The sequence below is a fragment of the Sorangium sp. So ce693 genome (assembly GCF_051521375.1).
Classification (GTDB): Bacteria; Myxococcota_A; Polyangia; order Polyangiales; family Polyangiaceae; genus Sorangium; species Sorangium atrum.
The window spans coordinates 9,337,392-9,352,458 of record NZ_CP150347.1 but is presented as its reverse complement, the minus strand read 5'-3'; the positions used below and the strand labels follow the sequence as shown (position 1 = coordinate 9,352,458).

The following is a 15,067-nucleotide window of genomic DNA, read 5'->3' as shown; positions in this document are numbered from 1 at the left end:
ACACGAGGCCCCACGATTGCTGCCCACGCAGCAGCGCGCCCGCGCCGCCTGCTGCCCCGCCACCAGCTCTACGACCCCCTCCGGGCAGGAACGACGCCAAGGCTCTCTGACAGGCTGATGAGGCTTGATGAGATGGGCAGGCCAGGGGCCGCCCCGCAGGCTGCCGCGCCGTGAGATCGGCGCGCCCGCGGCGCTCGTCCGCGTGGGACCGCTCGCCGGAGCCGTGACTTCATGGATCCTGCCCCCGGTTTACGTGTGACCCTTCGGTTGATAAGGTTGTCTCCAGGAGGGCCCCATGCGCGAGCCGAGCGAGACAGGAGGTGCCGAAGACGGCCGTCGTGGCATGTTGAGGGCGGTCGCGACGACCGCGGCGGCCGCCGCGGTCGGGGCAGCCGGCGACGGGCAGCCGGCGGCGCCTGCGGCCGCCGGGGGGCCGGCCCGCACGCTCGGGCGGACCGGCGCGCAGGTGGAGCCGGTGTCGCTCGGGGGCGAGGGGATCCTCCGGACGACCGGCCGTCACCGCGAGGCGGTGCCCGTGATCCTGGAGGCCCTGCGCCTCGGGGTCAGGTATTGCGACACCGCGCCCGCATACCAGCAGAGCCAGGACTACTACGGTGAGGCCTTCCGCGCCGCCGGCCCGAAGGCGCGCGAGCAGGTCTTCCTCGCTTCCAAGACCCACGCGCGCGATCGCGACGGCGCGCTGCGGCTGCTCGACGACAGCCTGCGTCGGCTCGGGACAGACCACCTCGATTTATGGCAGCTGCACGATCTGCGGGAGGTCGAGGAGCTCGACGCCATCTTCGGCAAGCGGGGCGCCATCGAGGCCGTGGAGCAGGCCAGGGCGGACGGCCGCGTGCGCCACGTCGGGATCACCGGCCACCACGACCCGCGGATCCTCCTGGAGGCGATGCGGCGGTATCCTGTGGACACCGTGCTCTGCGCGGTAAACCCCGCAGATCCGGCGCGGCGACCGTTCCTGACGACCGTTGTCGAGGAGGCGCGGCGGCGCGGAGTCGGCGTCATCGGCATGAAGATCATGGCCGCGGGCCGCCTGCTCCAGGATCGCGCCGCGAGCGCGAGCGAGCTCATCCACTACGCGGCGAGCCACGCCGACACGGTGATCATCGGCTGCTCGTCGATCGCCGAGGTGCGCGAGAACCTGGGCGCGCGGTCCCTCTCCTTCCCGATGCCGCCCGCGGAGCGCGCTGCGCTGGAGGCGCGCGTCGCGCCGCGCGCCGGCCGTTACGACACGTTCAAGGCCGGTTGAAGCGGCGGATACGCGGCTCCGCGAGCGAGGCGCGGCCCGCGGAGCTTCGGTGTGTAAAATTTCTCCTTCACTGCAATCCTGCGTTGTCTGCCGCACACCAACCATGCGCCAACGCGCAACACGGCGCGACGGAGCGCGACGGAGCGCGACGGAGCGCGACGGAGTGCGACGGAGCGCGGCGTTCTCCCTGGCAAAACGCCGGCGAGCGCGCCCCCAGGCCCCGTTGACAAGCGGAGGCGCCGGGGTCTAGAGTGGCGACCCTCTGAGCTCGCTCGGAGGCCCCAGGCCTGACAATCATCGGCTTATCCGACCCGGGGCAGCGCTGCCTCCGGGTTTTTTTCTGTCGCTATCCACGGAGACCGCGCGTCCATGAGCAATCAGTACGGCCACTTCGACGACGAGAGCCGCGAGTACGTCATCACCCGGCCCGACACGCCGCTGCCCTGGCTCAACTACCTGGGCTCGGACGAGATGTTCGGCCTCTGCACCAACACGGCCGGCGGCTACACGTTCTGGAAGGACGCCAAGCTGCGCCGGTTGACGCGCTACCGGTACAACAACGTGCCGATGGACCTCGGCGGGCGCTACCTGTACGTGAACGACGGCGGGGTCGTGTGGAACCCCATGTGGAAGCCCCTCAAGACGGCCCTGGATCGCTACGAGTGCCGCCACGGCCTGGGCTACACGAAGATCACGGGCGAGAAGAACGGCGTCGAGGTGGAGGTCCTCTTCTTCATCGTTCCCGGCGAGAACGTGGAGATCTGGCGCACCCGGGTCACCAACAAGAGCGGCTCGAAGAAGGACATCCAGCTCTTCTCCTTTCAGGAGTTCTGCTTCTTCGAGGCGCTCAACGACATGACGAACTACCAGCGCACCTACTCCATCGGTGAGGTGGAGATCGAGGGGAGCGCCATCTATCACAAGACCGAGTTCCGCGAGCGCCGCTCCCATTACACGCTCTTCGCCTGCACGCGCGCGATCGACGGGTTCGACACGAGCCGTGACGCCTTCTGCGGCAGCGTCCACCACGGCCTCCACGAGGCCCAGGTGCCGGCCAAGGGGAAGGCCACGAACTCCAAGGCGTTCGGCTGGAACCCGATCGGCAGCCACCAGGTGAGCCTCTCGCTCGAGCCCGGCGCGAGCGAGACGATGAGCTTCGTGCTCTCGTACGTGGACCACGGGGACCTGCCCAAGTTCAAGGCGCCCTTCGTCCTGAACAAGCAGAAGGGCAAGGAGATCCTCGCCAAGTACTCGGCGCCCGGCGTCGTGGACGGCGCGTTCGCCCAGCTGAAGTCGGACTGGGCCGGGATCCTCTCGAACTTCCAGGCCGACTGCCCGGACGAGCACGCGACACGCATGCTCAACACCTGGAATCAGTACCAGTGCATGGCGACCTTCAACCTCTCTCGGTCGGCCAGCATGTACGAGACCGGCATCGGCCGGGGCATGGGCTTCCGCGACTCGAACCAGGATCTCCTGGGCTTCGTGCACCTCGTCCCCGAGCGCGCCCGCCAGCGCATCCTCGACATCGCCGCCACCCAGCTCAGCGACGGCACCTGCTACCACCAGTACCAGCCGCTGACGAAGAAGGGGAACGCCGACATCGGCGGCGACTTCTACGATGATCACCTGTGGCTGATCCTCTCCACGTGCGCGTACATCAAGGAGACCGGCGACAAGGCCATCCTCAAGGAGGCTGTGGGCTACGCCGACAAGCCGGGCTCGAAGGAGGACCTCCTTCACCACCTCGAGACGTCCATCGCCTACACGATGAAGAAGCGGGGCCCGCACGGCCTGCCGCTGATCGGCCACGCGGACTGGAACGACTGCCTCAACCTGAACTGTTTCAGCACCGAGCCCAACGAGAGCTTCCAGACCGCGGGCGACGTGAAGGACTCGAAGGCCGAGTCCGTGATGATCGCCGGCCTCTTCCTCTATGCCAGCCGCGAGATGGCGGCCCTGTACGACTGGATGGGCCAGAAGTCCGACGCTGCGCGCATGCGTGAGCAGTACGCGGAGATGCTGGCCGTCATCGAGAAGGAGGCCTGGGACGGCGAGTGGTACCGCCGCGCCTACGACGCCGAGAGCCGGCCGGTCGGGAGCAAGGAGAACGAGGAGGGGAAGATCTTCATCGAGAGCCAGGGCTGGTGCGTCCTGGGCGGCGCCGGCGCGGACAACGGCCGCGCCAAGCAGGCGATGGAGAGCGTGCACAAGCACCTCTACACGAAGAACGGCATCGTGCTGCAGCAGCCCGCGTACACGACCTATCACCTCGAGCTCGGTGAGGTGACCTCGTATCCGCCGGGCGTGAAGGAGAACGCGGGCATCTTCTGCCACAACAACACCTGGATCCACCTCGGCTGGTGTCTCCTCGGCGAAGGGGAGCGCGCGCTGGAGTACTATCTCTCCATCTGCCCCTCGGCGAAGGAGAGCCAGATCGAGACCTATCGCGCCGAGCCCTACGTCTATGCGCAGATGATCGCTGGCAAGGACGCCCCGGTCTTCGGTGAAGCCAAGAATGCCTGGCTCACCGGCACGGCGGCCTGGACGTTCGTGTCCGTGAGCCAGGGGATCCTCGGCGTGCAGCCCCAGTACGACGGGCTGAAGCTCGATCCCTGCGTGCCCAAGGCGTGGAAGAGCTTCTCCATCTCCCGCCGCTTCCGCGGCGCCACCTACGAGATCAGCGTCAAGAACTCGGGGGTGTGCAAGGGCGTGAAGAAGCTGACCGTGGACGGCAAGACCGTCGCGGGGAACGTGATTCCCCTGTCGCCGGCCGGCTCGACGGTGCGCGTCGAGATCGAGATGGGCTGAAGGCCCTCTGTCGGAGCGCGCCGCGCGATGGCGGCGGCGCGCTCCGCGTGCGCTCGTCCTGCCCGCGCAACTCCACGTAACGCGCGCGCCGAGCCCGCGGCGGCGAGCGCGCGTGCGGCTCACTCGGCCTGAGCCGGGCCGACCCACCTCCCGTTCAGCATGACCCGCTTCACACGGCGCATCGCCCGGATGTCCGCGAGCGGGTCGCCTTCGACCAGGACGAGGTCGGCGAGCTTGCCCGGCTCGACGCTGCCGAGCCGGTCGTCGACGCGAAAGTACCTGGCGTTCTCCAGCGTGCCAGCGACGAGGACCTCCATGGGCGAGAGGCCGCTCTCGACGAGCAGCTCCATCTCGTGCTGGTAGGCCCAGCCTCGCTCGGCGCCCGGCGCCTTGCCGTGGGAGCCGACGACCACCCGCACGCCGGCGCGACGCGCCGCGAGGGTGAGCTTCATCATGTTCTCGAAGCCGCGCACCTCGGTCTCCGTCGCGCCCGCGTCGCCGGCGCGGCGCTCGAAGATGGCGAGCGTCGGGGTGAGGAAGGTGCCCCGCGCCACGAGCAGCCCGAGCAGCGCTCGGGTCCGCGGCGCGCCGAGGGAGATGCCGCGAAAGATCTCGTAGCGCCCCGGAAAGCGCGCGTCGTTGTCGGCGATCACCGACTGGCGGTAGCGCTCCGCCTCGCGCGGCGGCACGAGGGCCGTGCCGAGCGACGTGATGTGCTCGATGCCGTCGAGCCCGGCGCGGACCGCGGCCGCGGCGTCCACGGTCTCGAGGTGCGCGACGGCGATCACCCCGCGCGCGTGCGCGGCCTTGGCGATCTCCTCGACGAGCCCGAGGGGCAGGCGGAAATAGACCTTGATGGCCGATGCCCCGCGCTCGACCAGCTGATCGACGGCCCAGCGCGCCTCGGCCGCGTCGCGCACCAGCATCGCGTTCTCCGGATAGGCCGGATACGGCCCGTCGAGCAGCGGCCCCGCCAGGAAGAGCCGCGGCGTCGGGCCGAGCTTGCGCGCGGCGTCGTACGCCTCGATCCAGTTCCCCGGCTCGCGCAGCGAGGTGACGCCGCGCTGCAGGATGACGCCGGGCAGCCCGTCATCGCCCTCGAGGTGGAAGTGCGCGTCGATGAGGCCGGGCAGCACCCAGAGCCCCGCGCCGCGGACGACCTCCGCGCCGGCCGGGACGTCGGTGGCGCCGCGCGCGCCCGCGGCGACGATGCGGTCGCCCCGGACCACGACGACGGCGTCGCGCACGGGCGGCCCTCCCCGGCCGTCGATGAGCGTGGCCCCGACGATCGCCGCGCAGTGCGCGGCGTCCGGCCGCGCGACGGCGTTGATCTCCCGCGGGGGCGGGCGCTTCGGCTGCCCTTCCGGCGAGGCCCATTGCACGGGTGTGCTCGCGCAGGCGGACAGGCCCGCGAGCGTCGCCGCCAGACACACGCGCAACACGCGCAACCGGATGCTCATCGTGCCCTCCCCCGTGACGCGCGACGAGCCCCGCGCGCGCCGCAGCTCCGCGGCGCGCGTGGGGCCGTATCGCTGGCGCCGTCGTGCGCGATCGCAGCGCGAGGCCGGGCTCTGCGATCGCGCACGACGCAGGCGCCGCGCCTCTGATCATAGCAGAGCCGCGCTCCAGGGCCGCTGTCACGAGCGCTTTCCAACTTCCACCTTCAAGTCGTCGAAGGCGCGCGCTCCCGGCCACGTCCGCCGCCATCTCCAGATTCGCTCGAGGCATCGAGATGGCGCAGCGCTGCGCGGGCGGTGGCGCTCCGGCGACGGGGCGGCGTTCCGTGGAGCACAAGGAGGCTCGGAACTCGCGACTTGCGGGATTCGGTGCGACGCTCGCGGCGAGCGTGAGCCGCGAGCCCCGGCCACGGCGGCGCGCGCGGCTCGCGACGCGCGATTTTGGTGCTGTTTCGTCGGGGCGTCCGAGTCGGGCGATCCCCGAACCGCGGGCGCTGGTCGGCTCGTCCTCAACGCGCATGCCATGGTATTTGGGGTCGCTCGACCGGGCCAGGCGCGGTCAGCCGTTTCGCGCGCCGCATGGAAGATAGTTGAGCGTCACAGCCTGGGTGGAGTAGTGTGCCGCCGCCGGCACGCGGGGGTTGTCGCGACCGGCGAGTCCCCTTGGGACTGACAGACGAAGCGACGATCGACGACGGGCGCTCGTTCGAGCGCGCCGGAGGACAACATGCGTAATATTAATCTTGTCAGCATTGGCTCGATGGCTCTCATCCTTGGCGCGACCGCCTTCTCCGCGGGGTGCGGGGACGACACCGAGACGACGGGCTCGGGCGGCGGGACCACCGCGAGCACCTCGGCCGGCGAGGGCGGAAGCGGCGGCACGGGCGGCAGCGGCCAGGGCGGCAGCGGCCAGGGCGGCAGCGGCGAGGGCGGTGCCGGCGGCACGGGCGGCGGCGCGGACTGCGTGACCTGCTCGGCGCCTCTCGTGGCCGACGCCGACCCGGCGGACCTCTGCGAGTCCTCGATCCCGAAATACGAGGCGGTCACGCAGTGTATCTGCGAGGCCTGCGGCGCGGCGGAGGGCGACCCCTGCTATGTCGCGTGCACAACGGACGAGGCGGCGGACGAGGCGTGCAACGCGTGCGGCACCGAGGCGGCCACCACCGCTGACGGCGCGTGCATCGAGCAGGGGACCGCCTGTCTCCAGGACGGCCAGTGATCTCGACGCGCTGAGGTCCAGCGGCTCTGTCCGACCGACCTTCAGCGATTCGCCCCGTGGCCGCAGGGGAAGGCAGGACGCCTGCCTCCCCCGCGGCCGCCATTTCGCGCTCTCCCATGTCGTTGTGCCCTCGCTGCGACAGGCGTCTGTCGGTGAGCGGGCGAGCCAGCAGAGCGAGCTAGTCGACCTCGGCCACCGTCACATCGACGCTCATCGTCTCGGCGGCGGCTGTGTAGAGCGTCCCCGCCGTCGGCGTTGCGTCCATGTAGTTGCGGCCGTAACCGACCCGCACGTGGTCGAGGCTGGCCAGCACGCCGTTCGTGGGGTCGAACCCCTTCCAGCCGATGTTCGGGATGTAGAGCTGCACCCACGCGTGGGTCGCGTCGGACCCCGCGCGGCTCGTGCCGACGTTGCCGGTATAGAGGTATCCGCACACGTAGCGCGCCGGAATGCCGAGGAGCCGCGCCATGCAGATGAACAGGTTCGCGAAATCCTGGCAGACCCCGCGCCGGTTCACGAAGGCGTCATACGGGGTGGTCGCCAGGTTCGTGGAGCCCGGCACGTATTTGTATTCGCGGAAGAGCGTCAGGTTGATCGCGAAGAGCGTCTCCATCAGGTCCGCGTCGTTCTTCTCGACGAACGACATGGCGTAATCGAAGAGCTCCTGGAACTGGGTGTCGGGGAGCTCTGCCGGGCGCACGTACGGCGCGATGATCGCCTGCTCCCAGGGCATCCAGACGAGGGGGAACGCAGGCCGGATCTTCTTCTTCGCGAACGCGAAAGGATCGGCGTCGCAGAGCTCCACGATCGAGTCGGCCGAGATCGTGAGCGCGGTATACGGGGCGGTGATCTCGAAGCGTGTGACCCGGTTGCCGAAGACGTCCTCGAACTCCACCGTGGGCACGCAGGGATCGATCGTGAGCGTGTGCGAGAGCACCCGTTGATCCCAGTCGTGCACCGGGCAGAGATGCAGCATGTGCACGCTGCGCTCCACCGGGCGATCGTAGGTATATCTCGTCGAATGGACGACGCGGAGCCTGCGAATCATCGTCAGTGCCATGTCGTGTCCTCGATGAGCGCGCCCCGGCTCGGCCTCTCGCTCCGTGGCCTCCTGCATGCTGCGGCGCGCCGTGAGGGTAGCGCGCGTGGGCGCGCTGCGCTTCAGGACGGACGGCGGGTCGTGCCGCTTCAGGCTGCTCCGGACGCGGGCACCCCTGCGCTCACGCCTCGGCGCGCACCGACAGCTCGATCCGCCAGCGCTCGTTCGGCTTCTGCGCCTCGCGGGGGATCGCCTCCAGGAGCAGCGTCCCCACCTCGGTGACCGACGCGCGCAGCTGCACTGGCACCATGTCGCCCTCCCGGCGGCCCTCGGCGGGCAAGGTGACCTCGATCGGCGAGAGCTCCTCGAGCTCTCCGGGCTTCCAGCTCTCGAGCTCGGTCCCGGCCTGGTCATCCCGGCGCACCGACGAGCTGAAGAAGCGGAAGCGCACCGGCTCGCCGACCACCACGCCGAACTCCTGCGGCGGCAGCGTCGCCTCGGTGCCTTCCTCCATGCCGAACGGCGCGAGGCAGAGCGCCGTGATCGGCGGCTCCAGGCCGGGCACCGCGGGAACGGCCCCCTCGATGCCCACGTAGTAGGCCCGCGCTGTCCCGCCGCGGATCCGGAGCCCACGGCCGCGCCGCGCGAGGCCGTAGGCGGCGGCGCCCCGCGCGACCGCGAGATCCAGGTCGTCGCTCGGGAGCACCCGCGGCCGGGGCGCGCCGTCCTGCTCGAGCCAGGCGCCGAGCGTCGCGACGAGCCGCTCGCGCAGCGCCGCGCTCTTCATGACGCCCCCGTTGAAGAGCACCGCCGTCGGGTGCAGGAGGAGCGGCGCGCGGCCGGGCTCGGCGTTCGCCCCTCCCTGTGGGGCGAAGCCCGAAAGCTTCGACGTCGCGCCGGCCTGCCGCCCCAGGAACGCGGCCAGGTGGCGGGTGATCGCCGGGTCCTGCGCGTACGGGAGGCCGAGCTGCGTCAGGCCGGCGCGCGCGCGGGTCGCGGGGCGCGCGGACGAGGGGACCTCGGGGAAGAACCCGTCCACGAGCGTCCTCGTGATCTCGTCCCGCGTGAGCTCGGTCCGGATCGCCGCCCCGAGCAGCTTCGAGCCGCGGCCGGCGATCGCGATCGGCGCCTCGCTGATCGACGGATCGCCGAGCAGCCGCTCCTTGGCGACGCGCGCGGCGTGGGTCAGCGACGACATCTGCCAGCGATCGAGCTCCTTGCCCTCGGCGGCGAGCTTCGCCTTCACGACGTGCGCGAGCGCGAGGTCCATGTTGTCGCCGCCGAGCAGGATGTGGTCGCCGACCGCCACGCGGACGAGCTCGAGCGAGCCGTCGCGCGGGACCGCGGCGATCGCGGAGAAGTCGGTGGTCCCGCCGCCGACGTCGATCACGAGCAGCACGTCGCCCGGCTGGAGGTGCTTGCGCCACGCCTCGCCGGCCGCGTCGATCCAGGCGTACACGGCGGCCTGCGGCTCCTCGAGCAGGGTGAGGTCCTCGAACCCCGCGGCGCTCGCGGCCTCGACCGTGAGATCGCGCGCGGCGGCGTCGAACGACGCGGGCACCGTGATCACGATCTCCTGCTTCGCGAGGGCGAGCGCCGGATCGTCCTTCGCGAACTGGTGATCCCACGCCTCGGTGAGGTGCTCGAGGTAACGCCACGACGCCTCGACGGGCGAGATCTTCTCGATGTCCTCGGGCGCGCCGAGCGGGAGCGTCGAGCCGCGCCGGTCGATGCCAGCGTGGCTGAGCCAGCTCTTCGCGCTCGAGATGAGGCGCGCCGGCGCGTCGACGCCGCGCGCCCGGGCGTGCTCGCCGACGGCGAAGCGCCGCTCGGCGTCCCAGGGCAGCGCCTGGGGGCCCTCGCTCTCGTGAGGGATGTACATGAAGGAGGGCAGGAGCGGCCGCGCCTCGAGCGTCCCCTGCGCCACGAGCTGCGGGGCGGCCATCACCTCGGGCGACGGCGCGAGCCGCGCGTCGGCTCCGTCCTCGGGCAGGCGCGCATAGGCGAGCGCGCAGTGGGTGGTGCCGAGATCGATGCCGATGATGTAGCGCGCGCTCATAGCTCGACCTCCGCGGGGGCGATGATGCTGGCGTCGTGGCCGGCGACCGGCGTCGGCAGCGAGACATCGTCGGCGCGCCAGCCCCGGTGGCGCAGCACCCCTCTGTAGGGCGCGGTCCCGGACACGTTGCCGATGAGCTTGATCTCGGAGGGGTTGTAGCCGGCCTCGAGCGTCACCTTCGCCCCCTCGTCCTCGCGCCGCACGGGCGCGAGCTTCGCGTGGCTTCGCAGCGCCTTGCGGCAGCCCTCGTGGACCATCCTCGCCGCCACGCCCACGTCCGCGTCGCCGAACGAGGCGATGTCCTGCTCGAGGAAGTCGACGAGCCGCCCCTCGCGCTGGAGCAGCGAGAGCAGCTGGAGCGCCGAGCTCACCGCGGGCGCGGCCTGCGGCGCGGGCGCGATGACCGGCGCGGGGGCGGGCTCCCTCGCCGCAGCCGCGGCCGCCTCGGGGGCGGCGGGCGCGCCGCCTGCTCGATCTCGCTCGAGCTGCCGCGGCTCGGCGCGCTCGGCCGGCGGCAGGGCGGCGACCGCCTCGCGCGCCTGCCAGGCCCGCTCGGCGAACTGGGGATCGAACAGCACGCGGAAGAAGCACGCGAAGGCGAACCAGAGCCGCGTGGACCAGGGGAGCGGAGGGTCGTGGAGGTCGGCCACGGCGAGAGCCTAACGCCGAGCGTAGGGATCGGCACAGAGACCGGCGCGCGGGGCAGGGGGGCGCCTGCCCCGCGCCGCCGCCCGGGGCGACCCCGGGCCCCTCAGAAGGTCGCCCGGAGGACGGGGACGCGGACCTCGTGCCCCTGCGCCACGCCGAACTTGAACATCTCGTCCTGGGAGTAGAGCGGCTTGAACGAGAGCGCGGGCACGCCGAGCGCGACCCGGCGCGGCGTGATGTCGACGAGGCCGAGCCGGGGCGCTTCCCGGCGGGCTCGCCGGAGGACCTGCGCTGCGTCCGTCGTGAGCTGGACGTTGATCCCCGGCTGCGCGGGCTCCGCGGCCGGCTCGTTGCGGATCGGCTCGCTCTGGTCGGACTCGGGGGGCTTGTACGCGGTGGCGTTCAGGGTGACGACGAGGGTCGGGATGACCAGCGCCATGCCCCCGGCGAGCATGTAGAGCGGCACCTCCGCGGGCGGCTCCGCGGCCTCGACGAAGTAGCCGGCGACGCCGCCGCCCACCGCGCCGAGCCCGCCGAACACGAGGTACGGCCAGGCGCGCTCGACCCCGATCGCCCCCATGGTCAGCATCACGACCTCGCCGCCGAGCAACGCGCCGCCGACGATCCCCTTGCCGTCGACGCTCACCGTGTCTCCCCCGCTCGCCTGCTGAGCGCTCGCGCGCCCGGCGGCGCCGGCGAGCACCGCCGCTGCCACGGACGCTCCTGCCAGACAATGCGCTGCCTTACGATTCAAGCGGTTCATCGGCATCGTGTTTTCCCCGTGTCGACTGTCGCGAAGCCTGCGAGGGCTCGAGCCATGGATCACCGCCTGCCTCATCCGAGGCTGGCGTCCGGGCCGGTCGGCTGGCGATCCCGTCTGGACCGTCGAGCCGTTCTTGATTTGTGAACCGCTGGCGGAGCGAGCGGGTGCTCACGCGCCTGGTCTCTCCTCCAGCGAAGCCGGTGCGCGAGCCTAGCACGGGTCTCCGCGCTTCGAACCGCTGCGTTGCCGGTGCGGAGGATGGGTGGTATGGGTCCACTCGAACCGGGCTGTGGACCGCCGCCACCTGCCGCAGAGAGCGTGGCAGCCTTCAAGGGATCAACGCTATGGGCCGCATCGGACCGCTTGAAATCGCCCTCCTCGTAGGCCTCGCACTGCTCCTCTTCGGCGCGGGGAGGATCGCCGACGTCGGGAAGGGGATCGGCGAGGGCATCCGGAATTTCAAGAAGGGGCTCCGCGACGACGACGAGGAGGCGGCCAAGCAACTCCCGGCGAAGCCCGAAGAAAAGCAAGAGGACACGCACAAGCCCGTGTAGCGCCCGCGCTGGAACGCGGTGCTCGGGCCAGCGAGCATCGACGTCGGTCGACGCTCGCTGGAGCGCGTCTATACTCGATCGCCGTATGCCTCACCGACCCATGGAGCGCATCGCCAAGGCGCTCGTCGTGTCCGCCGCGTTCCCGCTGGCAGCGTACTTCGTCCTTCAGTTCGGCCCTGGCGGGCTCTGGCGCGGGTTCGAGCCCGCGCTCGCGGTCACCGGACAGGTGGCCAAGGCGCCGTACGACCTCACCCGCCTCGAGGCCGTCAACGAGACGCTCAAGATGATCCGGGACAAGTACGTCGAGCCGGATCGCGTCAAGCCGAAGGAGATGCTGCTGTCGGCGCTCAACGCCGTCCAGCGCGACGTCGCGCAGGTGATCGTCCTCAACGAGGATCCCAACGAGGTCACCGTCCGCGTCGAGACCAGCGAGAAGAAGTTCCGGATCGACAACATCCAGGGCCCCTGGGACGTCTCCGCGCGCCTCCGCGAGGTCTTCACCTTCCTCCAGAAGAACCTCCGCGGCACCGAGGTCGATCTGCGGGACGTCGAGTACGCCGCGTGCAACGGCATGCTGCACACGCTCGACCCGCACTCGACGTTCCTGAGCCCCGAGGCGTACAAGGAGATGAACCTCTCCACGTCGGGCGCGTTCGGCGGGCTCGGCGTCGTGATCTCGATCCGCGACCAGATGCTCACCGTCCTGAACCCGATGCCCGACACGCCCGCGGGCAGGGCGGGCCTCAAGCGGCTCGATCGGATCGTGAAGATCAACAACGAGTCGACGCTCAACATGCCGCTCGACGACGCTGTGCGGAGGCTCCGCGGCGATCCGGGCACCCCGGTCACCGTGTGGCTGACCCGCGAGGGCGAGGGAGGGTGGCAGGGGCCGAAGGCCTTCGAGCTGACCCGCGAGGTGATCAAGGTGAGGTCCGTCGAGTCGCGCGCCCTGGAGGGCGGCGTCGGCTACGTCCGGCTCAAGACGTTCCAGGCGACCTCCACCGCGGAGCTCGACGCGGCCCTCGACGGGCTGCGCAGCAAGGGTCCGCTGAAGGGGCTCGTGCTCGATCTGCGCGGCAACCCGGGCGGCCTGCTCGATCAGGCCGCGCGCATCGCCGACAAGTTCCTCGCCGACGGCGTCATCGTGTCCACGGTCGGCGCCTCCGAGGGGCGCGAGGAGAAGCGCGCCAAGGGGCCGGGCACCGAGCCGCTGTACCCGATCGTGGTGCTCGTGAGCGGCAACAGCGCGAGCGCGAGCGAGATCGTGGCCGGGGCGCTGAAGAACAACGATCGCGCCGTCATCGTCGGCTCGCAGACGTTCGGCAAGGGCAGCGTGCAGCTCGTCTTCCCCGACGTCACGGCCGAGAAGGCGGCCCTCAAGCTCACGATCGCGCAGTACCTCACGCCGGGCGACATCTCGATCCAGGGCGTCGGCGTCACGCCGGACATCGAGCTCGATCCGATGACGGTCGACGAGCTCGAGATGGATCTCACCGTGCAGAAGGATGGGCTCCGGGAGCGCGATCTCTCGGCGCACCTCTCGAACGCGCGCGCGGCGGCCGCGGGCAAGCCGTCCGAGGTCGTCCGTTACCAGCTCACGAGCGCCGAGCGCGAGCAGATGCGGGAGCGCGGCGGCGACATCGACGAGGACTTCGCCGTCGACTTCCCCATCCGCTTCGCGCGGGATCTCGCCGCGCGGATGCCGCCCTCCACGCCGAGGCTCCAGCAGCTCCGGGCGATGCACGACTACATCGATCAGGTCGGCAAGGAGGAGCTTGGCAAGGTCGCGGCCGAGCTGACGAAGCTCGGCGTCGACTGGTCCGACGCGCCCGAGGGCGCCACGCCGGCGGCGAAGTCCGAGCTCGACGTGAAGGTCGAGACCGATCGCCCGAGCGCCGAGGTGACCGCGGGCCAGCCGATGGAGCTCCGGGTCACGGTCAAGAACAACGGAAAGCAGCCGGTCTACCGGCTCCGTGGGACGACGGAGAGCGACAACCCGTACTTCGACAGCAAGGAGCTCATCTTCGGCAAGATCGGCCCCGGCCAGACGAAGAGCGCGAAGGCGCCGCTCGGCTGGTGCGAGGTCGAGGGGCGGAAGATCGGCTCGACGAAGCCGAGGAAGGCGAACGAGAAGCGCGTCTGCACGATCCCGATGGACGCCCTCTCCCGGAGCGACGGCCTCAAGGTGAAGTTCGAGGTCGCCGCCGCGCCGGAGCCGCCGGCGGTCGAGATCCGGCCCACGGTGCGCGCGCTCGACCGTCCGCTCTTCCAGTACGCCTATCAGATCGCGGATGACCGCGAGGGCAACGGCGACGGGCTCATCCAGAAGGGAGAGCGGGTCAGCATGTACCTGACCGTCAAGAACGTCGGCAAGGGGCCGTCGTACGAGACGCAGGCGAACATCGCGAACCTCTCGGGCGACGGGCTCATGCTGCACGCGGGGCGCTTCGACATCTCGAACATCAAGCCGGGCGACGTGCGCAAGGTGGTCTTCAGCTTCGACGTGGAGCAGCAGCTGTCGGAGCCCGAGGCGACCCTCACGCTCTCGGTCGGCGATCGCGATCTCCGCGAGTTCGCCAGCGAGAAGGTGAAGATCCCGATCTCGCCGCGCATCCAGCTGAGCGGCGGCGGCTCCACCATGAAGGCCGGGGCCGAGGGGGCGACCCTGCTCCCGTCGCCGGAGGCGAGCGCGCGCGGCTTCGGCCGGCTCGCGGCGGGCGCCGTGGTCAAGGTGCTCGGCGAGGCGCCAGGCGGGTTCGTCAAGATCGACCTCGGCGCCGGGCGCTTCGCGTTCGTCGCGCCGCGCGAGGTGACCCCTGGCGGCGGGCCGGCTCCGGCGGCGGTCGCGTTCGAGGACCTCTACTCGCACGCGCCGCCGACGCTGGACATCGCCGCGGCGGCGCTGGCGACGAGCGCCGGCACCATGAAGATCACGGGGACGGCGTCGGACAGCGAGCGGCTGCTCGACACCTTCATCTTCGTCGGGTCGCGGAAGCTCTACTACAAGTCGAACCGCGACGGCGCCGACCCGAAGAAGGCCGAGTTCTCGTTCGAGGCGCCGCTCCGGCCGGGGGTCAACGTGATCACCGTGGTCGCGCGCGAGACGCCCGACACCACGACGCGGCGCACGCTCGTCGTGCGCAAGGACGGGCCTGACGGCTCGATCCTGAAGACCCCGAAGTCCGACAACCCCGTGGACGATTGGATTGCGGACCGCGGCGGCGAGGAGTAGGCCGCTGGGGAATGGACC

10 protein-coding genes are annotated in these 15,067 nt (G+C 70.9%); 5 read left to right on the top strand and 5 right to left on the bottom strand.

The window, feature by feature from the left end; translation table 11 throughout:
- Positions 1 to 295 precede the first annotated feature (295 nt).
- Together WMF14_RS34960 and WMF14_RS34955 are read left to right on the top strand one after the other, a co-directional pair.
- Positions 296 to 1,267, top strand: a complete 972-nt coding sequence (locus WMF14_RS34960; RefSeq protein ID WP_437793253.1) for an aldo/keto reductase — start codon at positions 296 to 298, stop codon at positions 1,265 to 1,267.
- Between the two features lie 369 nt (positions 1,268 to 1,636).
- Positions 1,637 to 4,078, top strand: a complete 2,442-nt coding sequence (locus tag WMF14_RS34955; RefSeq protein WP_272095390.1) for a GH36-type glycosyl hydrolase domain-containing protein — start codon at positions 1,637 to 1,639, stop codon at positions 4,076 to 4,078.
- A gap of 119 nt (positions 4,079 to 4,197) precedes the next feature.
- Here WMF14_RS34955 and WMF14_RS34950 read toward each other — a convergent pair whose 3' ends face one another.
- A complete protein-coding gene (locus WMF14_RS34950; protein WP_437793250.1) occupies positions 4,198 to 5,538 on the bottom strand; it encodes an amidohydrolase family protein in 1,341 nt (446 codons plus the stop codon).
- Between the two features lie 757 nt (positions 5,539 to 6,295).
- On the opposite strand from WMF14_RS34950, the gene WMF14_RS34945 reads away from it, so the two are divergent.
- Positions 6,296 to 6,754, top strand: a complete 459-nt coding sequence (locus tag WMF14_RS34945) for a hypothetical protein (RefSeq protein ID WP_437793248.1) — start codon at positions 6,296 to 6,298, stop codon at positions 6,752 to 6,754.
- A 178-nt stretch (positions 6,755 to 6,932) separates the two neighbouring features.
- Here the strand turns inward: WMF14_RS34945 and WMF14_RS34940 are convergent, their stop codons facing one another.
- The 4 genes from WMF14_RS34940 to WMF14_RS34925 form a co-directional block, all read right to left on the bottom strand.
- Positions 6,933 to 7,814 (bottom strand): transglutaminase family protein, encoded by an 882-nt coding sequence (locus WMF14_RS34940; RefSeq protein WP_437793246.1) that lies wholly within the window; start codon positions 7,812 to 7,814, stop codon positions 6,933 to 6,935.
- A 160-nt stretch (positions 7,815 to 7,974) separates the two neighbouring features.
- Positions 7,975 to 9,852 carry an Hsp70 family protein gene (locus WMF14_RS34935; protein WP_437793244.1) on the bottom strand — a complete coding sequence of 626 codons (1,878 nt, stop codon included), beginning with the start codon at positions 9,850 to 9,852 and terminating at the stop codon, positions 7,975 to 7,977.
- Entirely contained in the window at positions 9,849 to 10,502 is a 654-nt protein-coding gene (locus tag WMF14_RS34930) for a DUF2760 domain-containing protein (RefSeq protein WP_437793242.1), read from the bottom strand. Before WMF14_RS34930 ends, WMF14_RS34935 begins: the two co-directional genes overlap by 4 nt.
- A 101-nt stretch (positions 10,503 to 10,603) precedes the next feature.
- Positions 10,604 to 11,215 carry a hypothetical protein gene (locus tag WMF14_RS34925; RefSeq protein ID WP_272095381.1) on the bottom strand — a complete coding sequence of 204 codons (612 nt, stop codon included), beginning with the start codon at positions 11,213 to 11,215 and terminating at the stop codon, positions 10,604 to 10,606.
- A gap of 392 nt (positions 11,216 to 11,607) precedes the next feature.
- Between WMF14_RS34925 and WMF14_RS34920 the strand changes: the two genes are divergently transcribed.
- Complete coding sequence (locus WMF14_RS34920) at positions 11,608 to 11,817, top strand: twin-arginine translocase TatA/TatE family subunit (RefSeq protein WP_272095380.1); 210 nt, start codon at positions 11,608 to 11,610, stop codon at positions 11,815 to 11,817.
- Between the two features lie 85 nt (positions 11,818 to 11,902).
- Positions 11,903 to 15,049: an MXAN_5808 family serine peptidase gene (locus tag WMF14_RS34915; protein ID WP_437793239.1), complete on the top strand. Its 3,147-nt coding sequence runs from the start codon at positions 11,903 to 11,905 to the stop codon at positions 15,047 to 15,049.
- The last annotated feature ends 18 nt before the right edge of the window (positions 15,050 to 15,067 follow it).

Coding starts and splice junctions, on each gene's coding strand:
- WMF14_RS34960 (WP_437793253.1), top strand. CDS start 296: ATGCGCGAGCCGAGCGAGACAGGAGGTGCCGAAGACGGCCGTCGTGGC.
- WMF14_RS34955 (WP_272095390.1), top strand. CDS start 1,637: ATGAGCAATCAGTACGGCCACTTCGACGACGAGAGCCGCGAGTACGTC.
- WMF14_RS34950 (WP_437793250.1), bottom strand. CDS start 5,538: ATGAGCATCCGGTTGCGCGTGTTGCGCGTGTGTCTGGCGGCGACGCTC.
- WMF14_RS34945 (WP_437793248.1), top strand. CDS start 6,296: ATGGCTCTCATCCTTGGCGCGACCGCCTTCTCCGCGGGGTGCGGGGAC.
- WMF14_RS34940 (WP_437793246.1), bottom strand. CDS start 7,814: ATGGCACTGACGATGATTCGCAGGCTCCGCGTCGTCCATTCGACGAGA.
- WMF14_RS34935 (WP_437793244.1), bottom strand. CDS start 9,852: ATGAGCGCGCGCTACATCATCGGCATCGATCTCGGCACCACCCACTGC.
- WMF14_RS34920 (WP_272095380.1), top strand. CDS start 11,608: ATGGGCCGCATCGGACCGCTTGAAATCGCCCTCCTCGTAGGCCTCGCA.
- WMF14_RS34915 (WP_437793239.1), top strand. CDS start 11,903: ATGCCTCACCGACCCATGGAGCGCATCGCCAAGGCGCTCGTCGTGTCC.